The following is a 23,759-nucleotide window of genomic DNA, read 5'->3' as shown; positions in this document are numbered from 1 at the left end:
GGGCCAGGGTGGATCGCCAGAGCGTGACGACCATCGACATGGACGCACGGTACGGATACGACGACGTCGGCAACGTGCTGACGATCGCGGACAGCCCGACGACCGGCGCCCGCGACACCCAGTGCTTCACGTATGACCACCTGCGCCGGCTCACCGAGGCGTGGTCGACGGCGAGCACGACCAAGACGTGCGCCGACGGGGTGGCGCAGACCGGGGTGAGCGGCGCCGCGCCGTATCACCACAGCTGGTCCTTCGACAAGGTCGGCAACCGGCAGACGGAGACGATCCATTCGCTCACCGGCGGGGTCGACACGGAACGCGATTACGTCTACCCGGATCAGGGCGAGGGGCAGAACCAGCCGCACACCCTGACCAGGATCGACGAGACCGGGCCCGCAGGCGACCGCACCTATCGCTACCGCTACGACAGTGCCGGCAACACCGTGTGCCGGCCGAACAGCGACGCCGCCAACGAATGTGCTTCCGGCACCGAGGCGGGACACCAGGCACTCACCTGGGACGCCGAAGGCCGGCTCGCGACGAGCACCCCGGTCGGCGGTCAGGCGACGACGTACGTCTACGACGCCGACGGCAACCGCATCGCCCGCAAGGCACCCGGTGGCGCAACCACCCTCTACCTGCCCGGCATGGATCTGGCGCGGGAGGGAACAGTCGTCTCCGGCACCAGGTTCTACTCCATCGGTGAGCAGACGATCGCGGTACGCAAGACCACCGGGGTGTTCTTCCAAGCCGCCGACCATCACGACACCGCGACCAGCAGCATCGACGCGGCCACCGGCGCCATCTACTGGCGGCGGACGACGCCTTACGGCACGACTCGCGACTTGTCGGCACCGGCCTTCTGGCCCGATGAGAAGGGCTTCGTCGGTGGCACGATCGACCCGATGACCGGCCTGACCCATCTCGGGGCGAGAGAGTACGACCCTCGTGTCGGCAGGTTCGTCAGCGTCGACCCGATCATGGATCTGGGTGATCCTCAGCAGTGGAGCGCCTACGGGTACGCCAACGGCAACCCGCTGGCGATCACCGACCCCACCGGAATGTTGGGTTCGGCGAGCTGCGCTCCCGGATACGTCGGCGGCCCAGGCGCCTGCACCGGCTCCGAGAACGGCAACGGACCCGACTACGGGACCACGCCGACGACCATGACGACGACCACCACCACGGAGTGCAAGGTGCCGATCTCTGTCGATCCCACCTGCAAGGACGGCGACAACATCCTCGCCTACAACTTCGTGCACGAGATCACTACGTGTGAGGAGATGTACGGCCCGGGTACGCACGACATCTGCGCGGCCGCGCTGGCGGAGCGGGCGTACCGGGACTGGATCAAGGGCCAGGAGATCCTCCTGTACATCGAGCTGGGGTTGACCATCTGCGGCTTCGCCCCGCTGTACGGAGCGGGCTGTGACGCGCTGGACGTCGCGATCTCGTATGTCACCGGGGACAAGGAGGGCGCGGCGCTGTCGGGCGCGGCGATGATCCCCGGACTCGACGGCGCCGGCGCGGCGAAGGTCGCCGAACTCATCGGCAACTACCGCACGTTCCGCAAGCTCACCAAGTGCATGAAGAACAGCTTCGACGGCGAGACGCTGGTGCTGATGGCCGATGGTTCGACGAAGCGGATCAGCGAAGTCGAGGTCGGTGACCTCGTCATGGCCGGGGATCCGGTGACGGGGGCGGTAGAGGCACAGCCGGTGACGCAGGTGCATGTCAATACCGACGCGGAGCTGACCGATGTCGACCTCGTCCGATCGGGTTCGGGGCCGGTGTTCTTCCTCGATCGCGGGCAGGCCGACGTCCTGCACACCACGGCCGGCCACCCGGTCTGGGAGGAGTCGGGCGACCGCTGGGTCGAGGCGGCCGATCTCGTGGCGGGTGAATCACTGCTGCGGGGCCCGGACGGCACTCGCTACCAGGTGGCCGCGGTGCGGAACTTCACCGGCTCGCAGCAGATGTACAACCTCAGCGTCGCCGTGCTGCACACGTACTTCGTGCGGGCGACGGAGATGCCGGTCCTCGTCCACAACTCCGGCTGCATCGATCCGCTGCCGATCAAGGGAGGGCAGCAGGCGCCCGGCAAGCCGTACAAGATGAGCCCGGACGAACTCAAGTTCGTCAAAGAACTGTTGAAAATGAAGCCCAACTTCAAGGTGTTCCGGACGAACGGCACGATGTCGCAGGGCGACTTCGTCGTCATCGACTACTCGAACCCGAAGAAGCCGGTCGGCTGGGTGGTCGAGTTGAAGAGTTCGAGCGGTGGCTTCCCCGGTGAGCAGTTCCGCAACGCGGGCAACCTCAAGGCGCAGTTCGGGCTCGATAAGATCGAATTCCAGGCGGGTACGCCCGCAGAAATGCTGCAGGCGCTGAACCGGGGTAGGGGCTCATGGAATTGATAGTGGTTCCGCGGCTGCTGGCCGATCTGCTCGGCCGCATCGACGACCGGCTGCGCTCCGAACTGGCGTTTGCATACGCCGAGCACGTCCTCGGCGTATGCGGCGAGGCGATGCGCGAAGCGGAGCGCGCCGCCGCGTCGGAGTACCTGGGTACGGCGCACGACCTGCTCACCGGGGGCGGCTCGATCGAACGGCTGGCTGAGGCGCACCACGTCTTCTTCGCCACGCGTGGCGACGGCTCGAGCCAGGCGGACCGGGTCATGTGGATCGCCAAGCTCGCGGTCGACGCGACCTGCCAGCGCGCGCTGGAGGAGCACGGTGTCCGGGCCAGGCAGCACTACCAGCCTGGAGTGCTCGACGTGGCCCGGGAGGGCCAGCAGCTGGTCGCGGCCTGGGCGGCGCGAAGCGCGGACTCCGGCGATGCCGCGAGCCTGCGGCGGACAGCCTCCTGGGAAGAAGCGCGCTGGCAGCTGATACGGCTGGTGGCGGCGATTCCTGTCCCGGGCGCTGCAGCGGCGGGGCAGGACCCCGAGTAGCGGAGCCAGTGAACCGACCGAGGCTCTGCCCACGCCGAATCCACGGCGTGGGCAGAGCCTCGTGGTGTGCCGTGAGGAGTACGCAAGCCCTCGGCACGCAATGCACGCCCCATCCGGCGGCGGCCGTCGGGAATGAACTCACAGCGCCGGCTTCACCTGGTCTCCGCAATGTTGTGAGATAACTCATAGTCCACCGAGGACGGTGGTCCGAGTCTCGCCGGCAGCGATTCACTCTCCGTGATCGCGCTTCGTCAGACGGTCGCGGAGATCGACTGTGTTGACTCGGCGGCGGGTGCACCGGACGGCCCGTCCGCGGTGCCGTGGGACAACGCGATCGCAGACTTTGGCCTAGCGTGCCACTCCAAGTGTTCTTGGAGGTTGAGTCATGCGGGGTCTTCTCACCGTCAGTCGACGGAGTGGAGGTAGGTCGTTCGGTGCCGATCTCGCGGCAGCCGTGACGACCGTCGACCTGTTGGTGGTGCCGGCTCCGGCCGGGGAGACGCCAGCGATCCGTGCTGGCACCGTGACGACCTCTCGGCCGCGACCGGGCTTAACCCATCCGGCCGCTTCGCCATCGCCGACCATCGGTATCGACCAGTGAGCGAGCACTCCATGCCATCACGCCCTGCCCGACGTCAGGCGGTCCGCCTGCTGACCGCGACCTTTTCGACCCTGCTGCTGGTGACGCTGGCACATGTGCCGGCCCAAGCGGTGGGAGAGGCAAGCGCACCGGAGATCACGGCTCAGCGACCCGCCGCCCGCGGCACCGGCCTGGTGCCCGACAGAGCCAAGCCGGATCCCACCGCGGACAAGGCGATGCGCAAGCCCGATGCGGTGACCTGGCCCGGCGGTGGCACCGCGGACATCGACGCGGCCTGGACCTCGACTGGTCTGCAGGAGGTGGGCGGCCTGCCGCTCGACGTGACCCGCAGCGTCGCGCGCGGCGGACCCAGCGCGGCTGACGCACCACAGCAGGTTCGGGTCCAGGTGCTCGACCGTGTGACGACGCAGCGGCTGGGTGCCGAGGCACCGGCGTTCCGCCTGTCTCGTGCCGACGGCGGCAAGGCCGCGCAGAAGGTGTCCATACGAGTCGGCTACAGCACGTTCGCGCACGCCCGCGGCGGTGACTGGGGCGCGCGGCTGCGCCTCGTCGCCATGCCGGTCTGCGCGCTGACCGAGCCCGGCAGACCAGAGTGCCGGACGCGGACACCGCTCCCGACCGTCAACGACCACGGCCGGCAGGTCCTGTCCGCCGACATCGACGCCGTCGCCGGCGATGCGGCGTCGATGGTGTTCACCATGGCCGCCGCCGACGCGTCCGCTCAGGGCGATTACAAGGCCACGCCGCTGTCCCCGTCCTCGTCGTGGTCGGTCGCGCCGGCCTCTGGCGGTTTCTCCTGGTCCTACCCGATCCGCTTGCCCGGCACCCCGGGCGGATTCAGCCCGACTGCCGGCCTGGGCTACGCCTCGCAGGCGGTCGACGGTCGCACCACGGCGACGAACAACCAGGGCTCTTGGATCGGCGAGGGCTTCAGTTACGAGCCTGGCTACATCGAGCGCCGCTACAAACCGTGCAAGGACGACGGTCATGACGGCTCGGCTGAGCAGTGCTGGGCCTTCCACAACGGCACCGTGATGATGGCCGGTCGGTCCGGCGGCCTGGTCAAGGTCACCGATGACCTGTGGCGGATGTCCGAGGACGACGGTTCGAAGATCGAGCGACTTACCGGCGCGAACAACGGCGACGATGACGGCGAGTACTGGAAGATCACCACGACCGACGGCACCCAGTATTTCTTCGGTAAGAACCGGTTGCCCGGCTGGACCGCCGCCAAGCAGGAGACCGAGTCCGTCTGGACGGTCCCGGTCTTCGGCGATGACGCGAACGAGCCGTGCCACAAGACCTCCGGGTTCGACGACTCCTGGTGTAACCAGGCGTGGCGGTGGAATCTCGACTACGCGATCGACCCGCGCGGCAACGTGATCTCCTACTTCTACGACGCGGAGATCAACCACTACGCGCGCAGCGGCAAGACCGACGTGAACGGCACGCGGTACGAGCGTGGGGGCTATCTCACGCGCATCGACTATGGTCAGCGCGACCAGCAGGTCTACAGCACCGACGCCCCGGCACGGATCGTGTTCAAGACCACCGAACGGTGCCTTCCCGCCGGAGCGGTCGACTGCGACCCGGACGACCTGACGGAGGCCACGGCCGCGTCCTGGCCGGACGTGCCCGAAGACCTGATCTGCAAGGCGGGCACCCACTGCGAGTGGACGCAGAGCTCGCCCACGTTCTTCACCCGCAAGCGCCTGACCGGCATCGAGACCCAGATCCGGCAGGGCGCCGGCTGGTCCCCGGTCGAGTCGTGGGCCCTGGAGCACGAGTTCAAGGTCAACGACGACAACTCGCGGACCCTCTGGCTGAAGAAGATCACACACACGGGCCACTGGGGTGACCCGGACATCACCCTGCCGTCCACCGAGCTCGACGGCATCCAGCTGCCGAACCGCATCGTCAGGACCGGCGACAACCTCGGCCCGCTGATCCGCTACCGGCTGTCGAGCGTCAAGACCGGCACCGGCGCCCAGGTCACGGTCAATTACGCACCGACCGACTGTTCGAAGGACAGCATCCCCGCTGCCGGCACATCCGACCGTCGCTGCTTCCCGGTGATCTGGAACCCGCTGGGCGGCGACGACGAAGACGAGGTCACCGACTGGTTCCACAAGTACGTCGTCGCCAATGTCGTCGCAGATGACCTCGTCGGGGGGAACCCCGACATGGTGACCGCGTACGAGTACACCGGCGGCGCGGGCTGGCGCAAGACGGAGCCGGACGGCATCACCAAGACCGATCAGCTCACCTGGTCGGACTGGCGCGGTTACCCGCAGGTGACCGTCCGGACCGGGGACGGCCAGCAGATGCCGACAAGGGTCGACTACACCTTCCTGCGCGGCATGAGCGGAGGCAAGCAGCCCGACGGCACCTCCCCGGCCGTGACCCGCACCGACTCGACGGGGACCAGCTACACCGACCACAACGAGTTTTCCGGGCACCAGCTGGAGACCGTCGTCTACAACGGGTCCGAGATCGTCTCCAAGTCCATCGAGCAGCCGTGGCGGCGGGTGACCTACACGAGGGACAGCACCTGGGGCGATGACGAAGCGGTCATGGTGCGCACCAACGTCATTCGCAATCTCGTCGCCATGCCGGACGACGAGGACGGGAATCCGACCTGGCGCGAGACCAAGACCGTCACCTCGTACGACGACACCTGGGGCCGGGTGACCAAGGTCGACGACCTCGGCGAGGTCGGTGCGGGCAAGCACGGCGACGACACATGCGCCCGCACCTGGTATGCCGACAACGACCGCACGTACATGTACACGTTCGTCTCCCGCATCCAGACGGTCGCGGTCAATTGCTCCACCACCGCCGACCTGAGCACCGACCTGATCTCCGACTCGCGTACCAGCTATGACTTCCACGCCTGGGGCCAAGGTCCGGACAAGGGAACACCGACGCTGACGGAGAAGCTGGACCGCTACGACGGCAGCGACATCCTCTACCACCCCACGTCGGAGATCGTCTCTGTCGACGGCTACGGCCGGCCGACGGCGACGAAGAACGCGCTCGGCCGGGTGAGCACGTCGCAGTTCACGGAGGTCGACGGACTCACGGTAGAGGTCAAGGCCACCAGCCCGACCCCGTTCAGCTTCCAGACCGTCACCACGATGGATCCCGCCTTCGGGGCGAACACGGCCGTCGTCGACATGAACGACAACCGCACGGACCTCGCCTACGACTCGCTCGGCCGCCTTACCTCGGTGTGGCTGGCGGATCGAAGCAAAGCGCAGGGCGCGTCCCCGACCATGAAGTTCGGCTACGACATCCGCGCGGACCGGACCACGGTCGTCACCACCGAGCGCATCAACAACGACGGCAGCTATCGGCCGAGCTACCAGCTGCTCGACGGCATGTTCCGGCAGCGCCAGGCGCAGGACCTGGGGCCGGGCGGAACGTGGCTGCTGGCGGACACCTTCCACATCGGCACCGGTCAGGCGGCGAAGACCTATGATTCTTACGCCGCCCTCGGAACACCGGGCGGCACGCCGATCGTCACCCCCGAAGGCGCCACCAACGGCCGGACCACGATCGTCTTCGACGGGGCGGGCCGGCCGATCGCCGGCACGTTCGCGGTGGCGGGCGATGCGCGCTGGACGACGACGACCGCCTACGAGGGCGATCGCACGCACGTCGACCCGCCGGAGGGCGGCATCCCGACGACCGTGGTCACCGACGCCCGCGGGCACACCACGGAGCTGCGCCAGTACCACGGCGACAGCCCGACGGGCGACGCGGACGTGACCAGCTACACCTACGCCCCGGACGGGGCGCTGGTGACCGTCACCCAGCAGGGCGGCGCCCGCTGGGTGAACCACTACGACCAGCGGGGTCAGAAGGTGTGGGTCGAGGACCCGGACGCCGGCGACACCCGCTACACCTACGACGACGAGGGCAAGCTGCTCTCCTCGACCGACGAGCTCGGCAACGTGTTGTCGTACAAGTACGACGAGCTCGGGCGGAAGACCGAGATGTGGCAGGGTCCGGTCGGCGGCGGCACGAAGCTCGCCGCCTGGGTGTTCGACTCGCTCGCCGGCAACAAGGGTCAGCTGCACTACTCGCAGCGCATCACCGCCGGCGGCAACTACAACACCGTCTACGCGATGCGCGACAAGCTTTACCGACCGATGAAGGTCAATTACACGTTCCCGTCGGGTGACGTCGGCAGCCTGCTCGGCAAGACCTACCAGCTGACGTCGGCCTTCAACACGGACGGTTCAGCTCAGTCCATCGGATACCCGGCAGCGGGTGGACTGCCGGCCGAGTCGATCGTCACCACCTACGACAACCTGCTACGGCCGACGGCACTGACCGGCGCGACCAGCTACGTCACCGCGGCCACGTACGACGATCTCGGGCAGCTGACCCGGGCCGAGTTGCACACCGGCGGGACCGGCAAGAAGGCCTGGCTGTCCTACGAGTACGAGCGGGGAACCCACCGGCTCACCCGATCCAGGCTGGACCGGCAGGGCGTGGCGACCATCGACATGGACGCGCGCTACGGATTCGACCCGGCCGGCAATGTGCTCTCGATCGCGGACCTGTCGACCACCGCGGGCGGCACCGACATCCAGTGCTTCGCCTACGACCACGTCAAGCGGCTGACCGAGGCGTGGTCACACGGGGATGCCACCAAGCAGTGCGACGGCGGAGTCGCGGCGACGGGAGTCGGCGGTCCCGCCCCGTACCACCACTCGTGGTCGTTCGACGAAGCGGGCAATCGTGAGGTCGAGACGCAGCACTCGGTGACCGGCGGCGTCGACACCCGGCGTGAGTACGGCTACCCGGATCCGGGGCAACCCCAGCCGCACACGCTGCGGACCGTCACCGAAACCGGTCCCGCCGGTCAGAAGAACCTCGCCTACACCTACGACGCGGCCGGCAACACGAGGTGCAGGCCGAACGTGCCGACGGGCAACGACTGCCTCAGCGGGACCGGGTCGCAGGCGCTCAGCTGGAACGCCGAGGGCCAGCTGGCGTCGACGACCCCGCCAGGCGGCCTGGCGACCACCTACGTCTACGACGCCGACGGTACCCGGATCGCGCGGAAGGACCCGGGTGGGAACACCACCATCTTCCTGCCCGGGATGGAACTGGCCACCAACGGCGCCACGGTGACGGGAACGAGGTTCTACAACTTCGTCGGCAGGTCCGTGGCCGTTCGCAACAACGCCGGGGTGAGTTTCCAGGCGGCTGACCACCACGGCACCGCAAGTTGCACGGTCGACGCCGCGACGGGCGCCATCACGTGGCGGCGGACGACCCCTTACGGCAAGGTGCGGGGGAACCTCCCCACGAGCTGGCCGGACCGGAGAGGCTTCCTCGGCGCCACCGAGGACCCCACGGGTCTGACGCACCTGGGAGCCCGCGAATACGACGCCACCGTCGGGCGGTTCATCAGCGTCGACCCGCTGATCGACCCCAACTCCCCGGGGGAGCTGGGCGGGTATGCGTACGCGGGCAACAACCCCGTCGTCAACGCCGACCGGACAGGCGAGAAGCAGGTCGCCGGCGGGGGTGTTTCCTACATCGCGTTGACCTGGGTCGGTGCGGACACGATCGTCGACCAGAACAGGATTCCGCACGTCCTGCGCACCACCGGCGACAACGACGCCGCGAACGCCGGCCTGGACTTCGCCAATGATCAACTTAAGAAGTCGGGACAGTACCTCGACCCGGCGACCGGCAACGGCTCGATCTTCGTCCACCAGGACGACACGTCGAACGTCATCAAGCACCCGAAGGGCGTCATCACCGGTGCGGACGGTCAGACGACCGTGACGGGAACGACGGCCGACGCGGTTAAGATCACCTACGTGAACGGCCAGGTCGTCAGCGTGGACAGCTACGACTTCACCCAGGCGCAGGATGTGAACCGGGCCGAGAACGACATCAAGAACAAGTTGCGCACCGACACGAACAAGGGCGCGAAGAAACAGACGCAGAATGTCATCTATGTGGCGCCGGACGATGTGCAAGCCGAAGAACTGAGAAAGCGATTCGCCGGAAACCCGAACGTCCGGATCATCAACCCGGCGACGGGATACGACACCGGGGAGTTGAACAGTCCCACCGAGCTCAGGGCGCGGGTGACCACGCCCCGGCTTCCCCGATTCGTCGCGAAGATACCGGCGACCATCTCCGCGTTCGGCCAGCTCAGCGTCGTCGGTGACCTTTACCAGATGTGGCAGGTCGGTGACGCGCTGGGTACGAAGGATCCGGTGGAACGCGCGATCAAGATGAACATGATCGCCTGCGCAAGTTTCTCACCGTCCTGCCAGCCGATGGCCATGGCCGATGGCTTCATCTACAACTGGGACGGTTCCACCTGGGTCAACTCCGGAGCGCTGGTGGGCTACGACGAGAACGGAAACATCGTGCCCAGCCTGTGAGGCACGGCGGCTGGTGCGGGCAGTGCCTGCTGATGACACTCCCGCACCAGCCGCCCCGGCGACCTCGACTAAGGTGACCACGCCGCCGAAAGGAGATCAGATGGGCTCCACCCGCGTCACGGTGTGCCTGCCCGCGCACCGGCGAAACGAGGTCGACGCCGCCATCGCGGACGCGCTCGCACCGTTCGAGGCGATGCAGGGTCACCCGGACGAACGAGATATCTGGGACTCGTGGACGATCCGCGGCGGCAGTGACGGCAGCGGATTCTGGATCCGCCCCGGCGCCGAGGACGACCCGTGGCTGGTGCACGATGCGGCGCGGTACGACGGCGTGCCACTCCCGAGCAGGGCGGGCCTGTGCGCCGGCGGCCCGGTCGGGTCGCTCGAACTGGCCGGGGCACGTGACCACATGGTCGGTCTGGCGGCCGACATGTGTGACCTCTGGCAGCAGCTGTCGGCACGGTACGCCCCGCCGCGGCCCCTGGAGACCTTCGGTGAGATCAGTCTGATCAACCTGTTCGACGACATCGCGGCGCGGCGGCACGGCTATGAGGTCCAGCCGCTGGTCAAGGAGTTCCTGGCCGTCCACCCGTGGGATCAGCTGGAAACGGTGCTCGGCTACAGGGAGGACCTGACCCGGCTGTTCGCCGCCGGTCGCGACGAGCTCCTGGCCACCGCAGCCCGGCTCGCGGCGCATCGGACCGATCTGCTCACCCTGGACGGCTGGTGGGTGCAGCAGGACGGCCAGGCGACACACGGCAGCTGCGACACCTGGGAGAGTTGCCCGCATCGAGCCGACATGCCCGCCCATCCGGGCGACCTGCTGCCGATGCTGGCCGAACTCCCCGACGACGTGATCGTCGTCTGCGTGAAGTGCCACACCTGACAGCCGCGGCTCACCCGTCACGGGCCAAGGCGGCGGGAGCCGGTCCGGCCGTCGAGGTTCCAGCGCAGGTCGAGGCGGCAGCCCGGGGCCGCCTGGAACTGCGCCACGCCCTGCAGATGCGCCCCGGCGAACCGCTCCTGCTCCGGGGTCAGGTCCACCTGCGGCGGTTTCAGGTCGTCGCCGACCCGGGTGCGGCCCAGCGGCACCGGCAGATGCGTGGACAGGAACAGCGCGACCAGGTCCGCCATCGCCCCGCCGACCAGCGGACACGGGCCGCGAAGAGCCGAGCCCGTGTCGGCGGCGCGCAGGTAGTCGAAGTGCTCGCCCTGGTACACGGCCGCGTAGCGGGGCTGGGGCAGGCCGTCCCAGACCTTCGTCGGCCGGTCCAGGTCCTCGAAGGCCAGGCCGAGACCGTCGCCGTCGGCCCAGGCGAAGAACGTTGGTCGGCCGATCGCGGTGAGCACCGCCTGCCGGTCGTTCAGTTCCGCGTACGGCGCGCCGAGGCTGGCGAACGCGGCGAACGCCGGGTTGGCCGCCACCACCCGCGAGCCCAGCACCCCGCCGTAGGAGTGTCCGACCACGGCGGTCGACTCGGGTCGTGTGTCGACCCAGCGCCGGTGCTCCCACTGGTTGCGCACCCAGGCCAGGTCCGCGGCCGCCGCGGCGATGGCGGGGTCGTCGGCGCCCTGCGACAGCACCGCGGTGTGGCTGGGCACCACCACCACGTACCCGCACCGGGCCAGCACCGCCGCGAACCGCTCCCAGCGCACGTGGTAGCCGGTGTTCGACACGCCCTGCGGCGGCTGCCCGTGCAGGAACAGCACCACCGGCCACTTCGTCAGGCACAGCTTGAGCATGGGGGCGCTCGCGGTCGCGCCGTCGTAGCTCGGGTAGTACACGCGCACGTCGCGCGGCGTGCCGTGGACGGCCGCGGTCAGGTCCTGCACGCCCCAGAACACGGGGCGGCCGATGTCGGGGTTGCTAACTGCTCCGGTATTCGTCGACGGACGTAGTCAATTGTCGTCATGTGTGGCGACCGTCTGAGGTCGAAGTGGGGTTGGTGACCGCTGCGGGGTCGGCTGGCGAATGCGGCGATGTAGCGACATGTATTGTCGGTATGTGGTACTTCGCGTGTTGCCTGCCTGCCTTGGGCGGTCTTCGCGCCGCGGGCGGGTTGTCGGGTGCGAGGGCTGGTGGGCGTGAAACGGTTCGAGCCGCGGGCCGGTTTCGTGGTGCAGGCGTACCGGTTCGCCCTGGACCCGAATGTGGGTCAGGAGCCGGCCGACAGCAGGTACGTGGTAACGGCCACCGCGGCGAAGCCGAGGCCCCACGCGACGTCGACGCCCCGGTGACGGCCCAGCACCACCCCGAAAGCGAACGCCACCAGCACCACCGCCAGCGCCGCGCAGGCGCTGACCGCCAGGTTCACCGCGAGCGGGCTCATCGGGCCGCCGAGGGCGTCTGCGGGCCGACGTGCGGCCCCTCATCACTGGGACGTACCGCCCGGACCTGGTCCACGTCCATCCTCCGCTCCTCGAACGCCGGCGCCCCGCCGACCGGGCTGAGCCGCCGCACCCGCGCGGTCGGCTCCCCGTGCCCCCATTGTTCCCGGCGCCCTCCTGCGCGGCATGAGCCGGTGGCGTCACCGTACGGCGGCGCCACCGGCAGGAGGGTCAGCGTGCGGTGACGGTTTTGAAGCCGCGCAGCCGCAGGCTGTTGGACACGACGAACACCGACGACAGCGCCATCGCCGCACCGGCGATCATCGGGTTGAGCAGCCCCAGCGCCGCCAGCGGCAGCGCCGCGACGTTGTAGGCGAACGCCCAGAACAGGTTCGTCCTGATCGTCGCCAGGGTGCGGCGCGACAGCCGGATCGCGTCGACGGAGGCCATCAGGTCACCGCGGACCAGGGTCAGGTCCGCCGCCTCGATCGCGGCGTCGGTGCCGGTGCCCATCGCCAGACCGAGGTCGGCCTGGGCGAGGGCGGCCGCGTCGTTGACGCCGTCACCGACCATCGCCACGACCTTGCCCTGTGCCTGCAGCCGTTTGACGACGTCGACCTTCTCCGCCGGCAGGACCTCGGCGATCACCTCGTCGATACCGACTTCGGCGGCGATCGCCGTGGCGACGGTGGTGTTGTCGCCGGTCAGCAGCACCGGGGTCAGTCCCAGCGCGCGCAGCCCGGCCACCGCCTGCGCGCTGGTCGGCTTGACCACGTCGGCGACGGCGAACACCGCCCGCGCCGTGCCGTCCCAGCCGGTCAGCACCGCTGTGCGCCCGTCGCGTTCGGCGGTCTGCCGCGCCGCTTCGAGCTCGGCGGGCACGGCCAGGCCGTGTTCGGCCAGCAGCGTTGCCCGGCCCACGACCACGGCGACACCGTCGACGGTTCCCGTCACCCCCAGGCCCTGCCTGTTGGCGAACCCCGACACCGCCGGCAGGTCGCCTGCCTGCGCCGCGGCCGCGGCGACGGCCTGCGCGATCGGATGCTCGGAGGCGGCCTCGGCGGCCCCGGCCAGACGTAGCGCCGTCGCACGGTCGGTGCCTTCGGTGGTGACGACGTCGACGAGTGTCATCCGGCCCGTGGTCACGGTGCCGGTCTTGTCGAGGACCACCGTGTCGACGCGGCGGGTGGACTCCAAGACCTCCGGGCCCTTGATGAGGATGCCGAGCTGTGCGCCGCGGCCGGTGCCGACCAGCAGCGCGGTCGGGGTGGCCAGGCCCAGTGCGCACGGGCACGCGATGATCAGCACGGCTACCGCGGCGGTGAACGCCGCCGCGACGCCGTTGCCCGTGCCGAGCCAGAATCCGAGCGTCGCCACCGCGAGGGCGATGACGATCGGGACGAACACCGCCGAGATCCGGTCGGCCAGCCGCTGCACGGCCGCCTTGCCGGTCTGGGCCTGCTCGACCAGCCGCGCCATCTGCGCCAGCTGCGTGTCGGCCCCGACCCGGCCCGCCTGCACGACCAACCGCCCGCCGACGTTGACGGTCGCGCCGACCACCTGGTCACCGGGGCCGACCTCGACCGGCACCGACTCGCCGGTCAGCATCGACGCGTCGACGGCCGAGCTGCCGTCGGTGACGACACCGTCGGTGGCGATCTTCTCCCCGGGCCGGACCACGAACAGGTCCCCGACGGCCAGCTGAGCGACCGGGATGCGCTGCTCGCGGCCGTCGCGCAGCACGGTGACGTCCTTTGCGCCCAGTTCCAGCAGCGCCCGCAGGGCCGCACCCGCGCGGCGCTTGGACCGGGCCTCGAAGAACCGCCCGGCCAGGATGAACACCGTGACCGCGGCGGCGACCTCCAGGTAGACGTTGCCACCGCCGTCGCCGCGCGAGATCGACAGGCTGAACGGATGCGTCATACCCGGCTGGCCGGCGGTGCCGAAGAACAGCGCCCACAGCGACCACCCGAACGCGGCCAGGGTCCCGACCGAGATCAGGGTGTCCATGGTCGCAGCGCCGTGACGCAGGTTGACCCACGCGGCACGGTGGAAAGGCGCTCCGCCGTACACCACGACCGGTGCGGCCACGGTCAGCGACAGCCACTGCCAGTTCGTGAACTGCCACGCCGGGACCATCGCCAGCAGCACGACCGGCACCGCGAGCACTGCCGAGACCCACAGCCGCTGCCGCAGCCCCGCCAGCTCGTCGACCGGCTCGCCCGCCTCCCCGGGTTCGGGTTCGGTGGCCGGGACGGCGGCGGTGTAGCCGGTCGCCTCGACCGTGGCGATCAGGTCGTCGGCCGACACCGTGTCGGGGAAGGTGACCGACGCCTTCTCGGTGGCGTAGTTGACGGTCGCGGTCACCCCGTCCATGCGGTTGAGCTTCTTCTCGATCCGTGCGGCACACGAGGCGCAGGTCATTCCACCGATGGACAGCTCGATCCGCTGGGTGGCGTAGGTGAGCTGCGTGCTGTCGGTGCCCATCAGTGCCCTCCTTCGTGTCCATGCGATGCGCTGGGTGCGGGAGCCGGGCCGCTCGGCGCCGGCGAGGCTGCTGGTGCGCCCTGCCCGGCCACCGCCGTGAACGCCGCGGTCCGTACGGCACCCGCGTGCTGGAAGTCCAGGAACAGCCGGTAGGCCCCGTCGGAGGGGACCTCGGCGTGGAAGACGATCTGTGGCCCGGCCGTGGTGCGGCCATCGCCGGGCGCACCGTCGGGGTGCACATGCAGGTAGGCCAGGTCACCATCGCGCAGCACGACCAGGTGGCCGTACGCGGCAAGGTAGGGCTGCAGGTCGGTGACGGGTTTGCCGTCCCTGGCCACGGTCAGGGTCAGCTTCGACGACGTCCCGGCGACGAGGTCGCCGTCGAGGGTCACGGTGTAGCCGTCGACGGTCGTCGTGCGGCCGGGTGCCGGCAGCGGCTGCGGCTGGTAGTCGCCTGCGGCGGGCAGGTCCACGCCCAGGGTCAGCGGCCGGTCGCGGCCTGCGGGCTGGAAGTCGGCGAACAGGCGGTACTGCCCGGCCGCTGGTGCCTTCAGGTCGATCTGCCATACGCCGTCGGCGCCCAGTGTCGGATGGACGTGCTGGAAACCGGTCAGGTCCCGGCGGACGGCGATCAGGTGCAGGTCCTTGTCGTGCGTCGGCGTGTAGGCGGTCACCGGTCTGCCGTCCGGGCCCAGCACCGCCAGCCGCAGCGGGGTGGGCGAGCCGGTGGACAGGGCGGGGGTCAGCGGCTGCAACCGGTAGCCGTCCTGCGTGGTCTGCAGCCCGCCGGGAACCGCGGGTGCCGTGGTGGCGGCCGGTCCCGGGTTGTGGCCGCTGTGTGCGGTGGGTGAGACGTGAGTGTTGTCCGCAGCGGCGGGGGAGGGGCCGGCCAGGTGGCCGGCCCCGTACGACGCTGCGAACACCGCGGCCAGGCCGAGCCCGAACAGGCTCAGCTTGAGCGGGGTGTTCATGACTGTGCTCCGATCAGTTCGTAGCCGGCCTCGTCGACCGCGGCGGCGACCGCGGCCTGGGCGAGAGGTTCGGTGCTGGTCACGGCGACCGCACCGGTCGCCAGGTCGATCCGCACACCGGTCACGCCGTTGATCCTGCCGATCTCGGCGCTGACCGAGCTGACGCAGTGTCCGCAGGTCATGCCCTTGACGGTGTATACGGTCTCCATCGCCTCTCCCTTCGACTGCATACCCCAGGGGGGTATGTCGAGGTCAACTTAGCATACCCCCGGGGGGTGTCTACGGGCGATAAGCATGACGGCCGTCACATCGGCCCCACCGACCTCGGTGGTAACCGCCGACTCCGGCGGCATTCGACTGCGACGCCAGGCACACCACCTGGGCCGGGCGATCCACGGCGCGGCTGTGGCGTGCGGGCACGAGTGGTCGCGGTGGCCGGAGCCGCGCTGGCGGGTGAGCGCGGATACCCCCGACGGGTATCTCCCGGCCGCGATGCCCGGCCAGTGGTTCCGGTAAGCGGCCCGCGGCGGGCGCCCGTGACCGGGCGCCCGCCGCGCGACGACGCGATGGCCGGCTCAGCCGCGCTTCATCAGCCGTCCGACCGCGGCCATCATCTCGGTGGCCATCTCGTCGGCGCGTCCCTGCTCGGCGCCTTCGTGCATGCAGTGGCGGGCGTGTCCGTCGAGCAGGCCGAGCCCGACCTTGTCCAACGCGGCCTGGATCGCCGAGATCTGGGTGAGCACGTCGATGCAGTACCGGTCCTCTTCGACCATCTTCTCGATGCCGCGGACCTGGCCCTCGATCCGGCGGATGCGGGTCAGCAGCTGGTCCTTGCTGGCGGTGTAGCCGCGGGTGGGCCTCGGGGCGGCAGGCTCGGCGGGGTGCGTCTGCGTCGTCATGGCACCACTATAGCGAAACCCCCGGGGGGTATGTTAGCGTTCGGGCACGGGTCGTATACCCCCTCGGGGTATCGCGCCGCGGCTATCGAACGATCAGAACCACGGGCGGACCCTTACCCCCACGGGGTATGTTCCGAAGTGGATCCAGAGAAGACGGTATTGGGGACCGACATGAACGACCACACCGGCCACCACGACCGCGGCCCCGAACAGGGCACCCGGGTCGCCGAGGTCGCGCTGGACTTCTGTTTCTGCGCCACCGAACTGGCCGCCCTCGAGCGGTTCCTCACCGCGCAACCGGCGATCATCGCGGCCCATGCCGACCGCACCCGTGCCGTCGTGCACGTGACCTACCACCCACACCGCACCGACCCGGCCGCGATCCGGCAGCTACTGAGCAGCCACGGGTACGGCTGCCAGTGCGTCGACTGCGACGCCTCCTGCTGCCAGCCGGGCCACCCCGCCGCCGGAACGCCTGACGAGCCGCACGCCCACAGCCGCCACCCCAGCCACACCGCCGCAGCAGCCGCCGAGTCCCACACCGCACACCACGACGTCGGGCACAGCGCCGATCCCGGCACCATGACCGCCGCGCGTGCCGACACCCGCCACGGCGAACACGCCATGGACCACGACGACGCCCAGCACGGCGGCCATGCCCAGCACGGCGGACACGACGAGCACGCCGGTCACGGCGCCGACATGGTCAACTCGATGCTGCGCCGCTTCGTCATCAGCGCCATCCTCACCATCCCGATCGTCGCGTTCTCGCCGATCGGCGAGGCGGTCGGCCTGCCGTCGCAGCCACCGTTCGGGCTGTCGATGGGCTGGTTCGGGCTGATCCTGGCCACCCCGGTCGTGTGGTGGGGCGGCTGGCCGTTCATCTCCTCGGCCGCCCGCTCGCTGCGCTACGGCGAGGTCACCATGATGACCCTGATCGCCGTCGGCATCCTCGTCGCCTACCTGTACTCGGTCGGCGCGACCCTCACCGGCGGGCACGAGGTGTTCTTCGAGGCCGCCGCGATGCTGACCACCCTGAGCCTGCTCGGACACTGGCTGGAGATGCGCTCACGCTTCGCCACCGGCCGCGCCGTCGAAGCGCTGCTGTCGCTGGCGCCGCCGACGGCGATCGTGCGCCGCGACGGCCACGAGACCGAGATCCCGCTCGACCAGGTTGTCACCGGTGACGTCATCGTCGTCAAGCCCGGTGCGAAGATCCCCGTCGACGGCGCCGTCGCCGACGGCACGTCCTACGTGGACGAAGCGATGATCACCGGCGAGCCGGTGCCGGTCGCCAAGCAGAAAGGCGACACCGTCGTCGGCGGCACCATCAACACCACCGGCGCGTTCACGTTCACCGCCACCGCCGTCGGCGCCGACACCGCCCTGGCCCGCATCGTCGCCATGGTCCAGAACGCGCAGGCGTCCAAAGCCCCCGCCCAGCGCCTGGCCGACACGGCCGGCAAGTACCTGGTCTACGTCGCGCTCGGCGCCGGTGCGCTGACCTTCGCCGCCTGGATGCTGTGGGGCGCCCACGGTGTCGGGTTCGCGCTCACCGCAGCGGTGTCGGCGATCGTCATCGCCTGCCCCGACGCCCTTGCCCTGGCCACCCCGACCGCGATCACCGTCGGCGTAGGGCAGGGCGCCCGCGGCGGGGTGCTGTTCAAGAACGCCACCGCCCTGGAGGCCACCGCCGGCATCGACACCGTCGTGTTCGACAAGACCGGCACCCTCACCCAGGGCAAACCGGCCGTCACCGACCTGGTGCCCGCGGCGGGGTTCACCGACGAGGACCTGCTGCGCCTGGCCGCCGGCGCCGACCAGCCCTCACAGCACCCCCTCGCCGCGGCGATCGTCGACGCGGCCGGGCAGCGCGGCTTCGACGTCACCCCGCCGGAGGCGTTCGACTCGATCCCCGGCCACGGCGTCGCGGCCACCGTCACCGGACGCCAGGTCCTGATCGGCAACGCCCGGCTCATGCGGCGCGACGGCGTCGACGTCTCCCGGCTGCAGCCGCAGGCCGCCGCGCTGGCAGCCGACGGCAAGACCGCGATGTACGTCGCCGCCGACGGCCGGCCGGCCGGCGTCGTCGCCGTCGCCGACCCCATCCGCGACCAGGCCCGCACCGCGATCACCGAACTGCACCGGACCGGGGTCCGCACCGTGATGCTCACCGGCGACCAGCGCTCCACCGCCGAAGCCGTCGCCCGCCGGCTGGGCATCGACACCGTCATCGCCGAGGTCCTGCCCGCCGACAAGGCCGGCCACATCACCGCCCTGCAGCGGTCCGGGGCGAAGGTCGCCATGGTCGGCGACGGCGTCAACGACGCCCCCGCCCTCGCCCAGGCCGACATCGGCGTCGCGATCGGCGCCGGCACCGACGTCGCGGTGGAGACCGCCGACGTCGTGCTCATCCGTGACAACCCGGCCGACGTCGGCTACGCCCTGTCCACCGCCCGCGCGGTCCGCAAGAAGATCAAGCAGAACCTGTTCTGGGCCGCGATCTACAACCTGCTCGCGATCCCGGTCGCCGCCGGCGTGCTGTACCCGAGCCTGGGCATCCTGCTGCAACCGCAGTGGGCGGCCCTGCTGATGAGCGCCTCCACCATCATCGTCACCTTCAACGCCCTGCTGCTGCGCCGCCGCAGGCCACCGGCCCGGCAGGCCAGGCCCGCCACGGGCGGCTGAACGCACCGCGTCGCGAGGGCGCCCGGCGGCGCCCCCGCAACCGGTCACGGTGCGCTGTAGGCGAAGGTGTACGAACCGGAGCCCGACACCGACTGCAGCAGGTACGTGTAGTACCCGGCGGTGCCGCTGTAGGTCAGCACCTCGTCGGAGCCGCCGGTCGCGGCACTGGCCACGACGGTCCACGCGGAGCCGTTCCACTTCTGCAACTGCAGGTTGAACTCGGCTCCGGTGGGACCGTCCAGGCAGGCACGGTGCGTGCCCGACGCCGCGGTGTAGTAGTAGGTGCCGTCGGGCTGGTACGCCGAACCGCCGCCGGACAGGCTGCCGGTCCGGGTGTTCTGATATCCGGTGCACCCGCCGCCGCCGCCGATCTTCGCGCGGATGGCCCGGTCCATCGCATCCAGGCCGACCAGGTTGAACGGCTTGCCCAGCGTACGCATCAGCGAGTCCTGCGAGGGCCGGTAGATCCCGTTGGCGAACTGGTGCCCGCCCTGGTGGCAGCCGATGACCCCGCCGTCCGGGGTGGCCCGGCCGAGGTATGAGGACCACTTTGCGCAGCCCGACGACTTGGTGACATTGGGTTCGCGCGGCTCGGCGCCGGTGTAGGTGGTGCCCGCGGTCCAGTACTCGTCGGCGAGCCCGCCCACCGAATGGCCCAGCTCGTGGATCGCGATCTGCCCCGACCGCGCGTTGCCACCGGACACCGTCGCCAGACTCGGATACCCCGCGCCGCCGTACTTGGTGGTGTTGCCGACCGCGACGATCGCGTCGACGGCGGGAGCCTGGGCGGCGTACTGCTTGGCCTTGGTCTCGTTGAGGCACAGCAGCCGCTCGATGCCGCCGCACCAGAAGTACATGTCCAGCGCGGTGTTGCGGCTGATCCCCTGGGTCGGGTCATTGTCCACACCGGACTGCGCCGAGACGACCTCGACGAGCCACACGTTGACCGACGCCCGGTGCGTGCTCCACGGCGCGGTCGCGGCGATCTCGTCCCACTTGGCCTGCGCGTGCTGGCGCAGCAGACCCATCTCCGACGAGGTGTACCCGTCGCCGACGATGACCAGGTCGAAGCGCTCGCTCGGCGGCCCGGTGTCCTGGATCGCCACCGTGGCGGCAGCGGCCGCCGCGGCGCGGCTGTCGGGGCTGGTCGTGGTGGTGCGTTCGGCGGGCAGCAGCATGGTGGCGATGGTGCCGTCGGGGGAGAACACCTCCCGCCACTGCCGGTCCTGCGGCGCGGCGGCGGCGGGCGCGGCGGTGAGGGTCAGGATCGCCGACAGCAGCGCGGTCGCGGCGAGGGGCAGGGGACTTCGGCGCATCGGCGCCTCCTTCGAGGGCTGGTACGGAAACGCCCGCCGTCGCCGAACCAGAGACATCGATGACGGTGCGTGGATGGCGTCTCACTGTGCCGCCCGGCAGCCCCGCACCGGCAATCCCGAGGTGCCATAACCGCCACGTGATGGCTGCACCCCGCGCAGCCTTCCCCGCAGGCCCGGGTTGGCATAACGTGCCGCTGGTGGAGCTCGAATTGCGCCATTTGCATTCGCTGTGTGTGATCGCCGACTCCGGCAGCCTGACCAAGGCCGCGGCCCAGCTCGGCGTCTCGCAGCCCGCGCTCACCGCGCAGCTGCAGCGGGTGGAGCGCGAACTCGGCGCGCAGATCTTCCTGCGCGGCCGCCGCGGGGTGACCCCGACTCCGCTGGGCCAGTACCTGCTCACCCGCGCCCGCGGGGTCCTGCTGGCCATGGACGAGCTACGCAGTGGCGTCCGCCGGCACCCGTCGACGCAGCGGCCGGTCGTGCGGCTCGGCGGAATCGCCGGCGCGGTGTCGGTCGGCCTGGCCGACCGCCTCAGCGACCTGCTGCCCGAAGCCGAGGTCCGGCTGACCACCGAATACTCGCCCCGCCTGCTGTGGGAGCTGCTGCTGGCCGGCCGGCTGGACGCCGTCGCCACGGTCGACTACCCGGGGTTTCCGCTGCGCCAGCCGGTCTCGGTGCTGGCGGAGGTCGTCGCGGTGGAACCGGTGTTCGTCGCGATGTCGCACCAGCACCGCCTGGCCGGCCTTGACCGGGTGGACCTGGCCGAGCTGGCAGACGAACCCTGGGCGCTGAGCCCGCCGGACGGCTCCGGCTGGCCCGACTGCTTCCTCGTGGCCTGCGAGCAGGCTGGGTTCAGGCCGCGCGTGCTGTACACCGTCGCCGACGCGCAGCCGCTGCGCGAGCTGATCGCCACGCGGCGTGCGATCGCCGCCTGCCAGGCGGTCTTCGACAGCACCGACGGTGTCGTGGTCAGGCCGCTGGCGGGTGATCCCGTCAAGATGCGGCACCTGCTGGTCTGCCGCGACGAGGGCCCGCTGGCGCACATGTTCGACGGGCTGGTGCGCCTGGCCCGCGAGGCGTACTGGGCCTACGCGGGCCGCCGCCCGCACTACCAGGCCTGGCTGCACGGGCAGTCCGGCGGGTAGTTCCGCGAGCCGACCGGGCCGGCGACGGCACCGTCGGGTGGACGGACCGAAGCCCAGCCACCCGACGGCCACGATCCGCGCGGGAACCTCAGAGGGTCAGCACCACCGTGGAGATGCTGCGCGCGCCGACGGTCACGGTGACCCGACCCCCGTTCACGGTCACCGGCTGGCCGGCCGCATTGGCGTTCTGGGATGTCAGGTAGTGCGCCGCTGCCGCGACCTGCGCAGGCGCCTGGATCACCGCGTTGCTGACGGTGCTGGACGACCGGTTGAGGATCACCAGTGTGATCTTCCCGTCGCCCTGGTAGGCGGTCACCTCCAGCGGCGCGGCCTTGGCGCTCTTGGTCAGACCGATGCGCTGGTAGCCGGGCCGGACATACTTGGCGTACTGGGAGAACGCGTAACCGCGCTTGAGCGGAGCCCCGGCCGTGGTGCCGTACGCGGACTCGCCGTCGCCGATGAACGAGTAGTAGCGCTTGCCGTACCACCAGATGTAGGCGCTCCAGTTCGACTCCATCGACTTGTGCACCGTGCGCATGATGTCGTCGAGCGTCTCGTTCCAGACCGCCAGGTTGGCCGGGTTGCCCCAGATGTTCGAGCCGCTGCCGTCGGCCTCGTGGAAGTTCCACTCGGTCATCCACACCGGCTTGCCGTACTGGGCGGCCCGCGCGTACGGGGCCAGCCGCCCCGAGGACTCGGTCCCGTACAGGTGGCCGCCGATGTAGCCGATGTTGTTGCGGGCGCACGAGTCGTTCAGGGTCGGATCGGTGTAGCCGTAGTTGAGGTTCACCGCCTCGGCGACCATCAGCCTGGTGTTCTGCACTCTCGCGCCCTGGGTGCAGACGAAGGTCTGCAGTTCCGTGCCGCTCCAGTCCATGGAGTCGTAGTCGGGGTGCCAGTCCGGTTCGTTCTGTACGGAGGTGACGTCGATCGGCACACCCTGGCCGCGCATGTACTGGACGTAGCTGTTCAGGTGGTTGGCGTAGTCGTCGTAGTAGTCGGTCCTCAGCTTGCCGCCGTTGACCCGGCTGTTGTTGGTCTTCCACGCCGCGGGCGCGGTCCACGGCGATGCGAGGATCTTCAGCCCCGACCCGTACGACTTCGCGGTCTTCAGGGCGTTCACGTGCGTCGACCACTCACTGGAGACCGGGGAGACGCCGGTCCGCACGATCGACAGGCCGAGCTGGTTCTGGCCCAGGCCGACCAGCGTCTGCGTCTCGGCGGTAGACCAGGCTCCGCCCCAGATCGACGTCGCGGCCCCGAACCCGTCGATAGTCTGGTACCGGCCGGCGGTGTCCACCGTGATGTCCGGGGCGACATTCGGTGAGCTGCTCGGGACGGCGCTGGGTGAGGCGCTGGGCGACGCGCTCGCGCTCGCCGTCGGCGAGGTGGTCGGCACCACGCCGCCGGTGCAGGCCGTCCCGTTGAGCACGAACCCCGTAGGAGCGGGATTGCTGCCGGACCAGGAGCCGTTGAAGCCGAACGACACGGTGCCGTTGGTCGCGACGGAGCCGTTGTAGTCGACGTTTCTGGCCGTGACCGCGGCACCGCTCTGGGTCAATGTCGTGTTCCATGCCTGCGTGACCGTCTGGCCGGCGCCGAACGACCAGGTCAGCGTCCAACCGGCAACCGGGTCCCCGAGGTTGGTGACGGTGACGGCGGCGCCGAACCCGCCCGCCCACTGCGACGACACGGCGTAGCTCACCGCGCAGCCCGCCGCGGCCGACACCGGCACTGCCACGGCGACCGCGGCTGACGCCAGCAGCACCGCGCCGACCGTGACGAGCCCGGTATGGCTGATTCTGCGTCTGATCATGGGGTCCCTCCTCGGACATGATTGGCCGGTGTGCTGATCGGGTGCCCTGCCGGTCCGGTCCGGCAGGGCACGACTCGCGATGTCAGCGCTGCAGGGTGAGCAGGCCTGGCCGGTAGGGCAGCAGCCCGTAGTCGCC

The 23,759-nt window shown here is 70.0% G+C and carries 14 protein-coding genes; 6 read left to right on the top strand and 8 right to left on the bottom strand.

The features are described from left to right. Positions 1–23: 23 nt before the first annotated feature. The 4 genes from ACFQO7_RS33620 to ACFQO7_RS33605 all read left to right on the top strand — a co-directional run bounded on the left by ACFQO7_RS33620 (position 24) and on the right by ACFQO7_RS33605 (position 10,859). Entirely contained in the window at positions 24–2,417 is a 2,394-nt protein-coding gene (locus ACFQO7_RS33620) for an RHS repeat-associated core domain-containing protein (protein WP_376810160.1), read from the top strand. After that, on the top strand, positions 2,408–2,953 hold the full coding sequence (locus ACFQO7_RS33615; RefSeq protein WP_376810159.1) for a hypothetical protein: 546 nt from the start codon (positions 2,408–2,410) through the stop codon (positions 2,951–2,953). Before ACFQO7_RS33620 ends, ACFQO7_RS33615 begins: the two co-directional genes overlap by 10 nt. 681 nt (positions 2,954–3,634) lie before the next feature. Beyond that, positions 3,635–9,973: an RHS repeat-associated core domain-containing protein gene (locus ACFQO7_RS33610; protein ID WP_376810158.1), complete on the top strand. Its 6,339-nt coding sequence runs from the start codon at positions 3,635–3,637 to the stop codon at positions 9,971–9,973. A 100-nt stretch (positions 9,974–10,073) separates the two neighbouring features. Further along, complete coding sequence (locus ACFQO7_RS33605; RefSeq protein WP_376810157.1) at positions 10,074–10,859, top strand: hypothetical protein; 786 nt, start codon at positions 10,074–10,076, stop codon at positions 10,857–10,859. 17 nt (positions 10,860–10,876) lie between these two features. Here the strand turns inward: ACFQO7_RS33605 and ACFQO7_RS33600 are convergent, their stop codons facing one another. The 6 genes from ACFQO7_RS33600 to ACFQO7_RS33575 all read right to left on the bottom strand — a co-directional run bounded on the left by ACFQO7_RS33600 (position 10,877) and on the right by ACFQO7_RS33575 (position 16,658). Next, positions 10,877–11,818, bottom strand: a complete 942-nt coding sequence (locus ACFQO7_RS33600; protein WP_376810156.1) for an alpha/beta hydrolase — start codon at positions 11,816–11,818, stop codon at positions 10,877–10,879. A gap of 311 nt (positions 11,819–12,129) precedes the next feature. Then, a complete protein-coding gene (locus ACFQO7_RS33595) occupies positions 12,130–12,303 on the bottom strand; it encodes a DUF1295 domain-containing protein (protein WP_376810155.1) in 174 nt (57 codons plus the stop codon). Between the two features lie 229 nt (positions 12,304–12,532). Continuing rightward, the gene (locus ACFQO7_RS33590; RefSeq protein ID WP_376810154.1) at positions 12,533–14,788 is read right to left on the bottom strand and encodes a heavy metal translocating P-type ATPase; all 2,256 of its coding nucleotides are present in this window, start codon (positions 14,786–14,788) and stop codon (positions 12,533–12,535) included. After that, positions 14,788–15,759: a hypothetical protein gene (locus ACFQO7_RS33585; protein ID WP_376810153.1), complete on the bottom strand. Its 972-nt coding sequence runs from the start codon at positions 15,757–15,759 to the stop codon at positions 14,788–14,790. Before ACFQO7_RS33585 ends, ACFQO7_RS33590 begins: the two co-directional genes overlap by 1 nt. Next, entirely contained in the window at positions 15,756–15,968 is a 213-nt protein-coding gene (locus ACFQO7_RS33580; RefSeq protein WP_376810152.1) for a heavy-metal-associated domain-containing protein, read from the bottom strand. The genes ACFQO7_RS33585 and ACFQO7_RS33580 overlap by 4 nt, the downstream gene beginning before the upstream one ends. A 366-nt stretch (positions 15,969–16,334) precedes the next feature. Beyond that, the gene (locus ACFQO7_RS33575) at positions 16,335–16,658 is read right to left on the bottom strand and encodes a metal-sensitive transcriptional regulator (RefSeq protein WP_360531923.1); all 324 of its coding nucleotides are present in this window, start codon (positions 16,656–16,658) and stop codon (positions 16,335–16,337) included. 171 nt (positions 16,659–16,829) lie between these two features. On the opposite strand from ACFQO7_RS33575, the gene ACFQO7_RS33570 reads away from it, so the two are divergent. Then, positions 16,830–19,346, top strand: a complete 2,517-nt coding sequence (locus tag ACFQO7_RS33570; RefSeq protein WP_376810151.1) for a copper-translocating P-type ATPase — start codon at positions 16,830–16,832, stop codon at positions 19,344–19,346. Positions 19,347–19,390: 44 nt separating this feature from the next. Here ACFQO7_RS33570 and ACFQO7_RS33565 read toward each other — a convergent pair whose 3' ends face one another. Beyond that, positions 19,391–20,662 carry a M64 family metallopeptidase gene (locus tag ACFQO7_RS33565; RefSeq protein ID WP_376810150.1) on the bottom strand — a complete coding sequence of 424 codons (1,272 nt, stop codon included), beginning with the start codon at positions 20,660–20,662 and terminating at the stop codon, positions 19,391–19,393. 197 nt (positions 20,663–20,859) lie between these two features. Here ACFQO7_RS33565 and ACFQO7_RS33560 point away from each other — a divergent pair, with 197 nt between their 5' ends. Continuing rightward, complete coding sequence (locus tag ACFQO7_RS33560; RefSeq protein WP_376810149.1) at positions 20,860–21,807, top strand: LysR family transcriptional regulator; 948 nt, start codon at positions 20,860–20,862, stop codon at positions 21,805–21,807. An 88-nt stretch (positions 21,808–21,895) separates the two neighbouring features. On the opposite strand, the gene ACFQO7_RS33555 is transcribed toward ACFQO7_RS33560, so the two are convergent. Beyond that, positions 21,896–23,623 carry a cellulose binding domain-containing protein gene (locus ACFQO7_RS33555; RefSeq protein ID WP_376810148.1) on the bottom strand — a complete coding sequence of 576 codons (1,728 nt, stop codon included), beginning with the start codon at positions 23,621–23,623 and terminating at the stop codon, positions 21,896–21,898. Positions 23,624–23,759 lie beyond the last annotated feature (136 nt).

The organism is Catellatospora aurea (assembly GCF_042663325.1).
GTDB classification, from domain to species: domain Bacteria; phylum Actinomycetota; class Actinomycetes; order Mycobacteriales; family Micromonosporaceae; genus Catellatospora; species Catellatospora aurea.
This window is presented reverse-complemented; position numbering and strand designations above follow the sequence as displayed.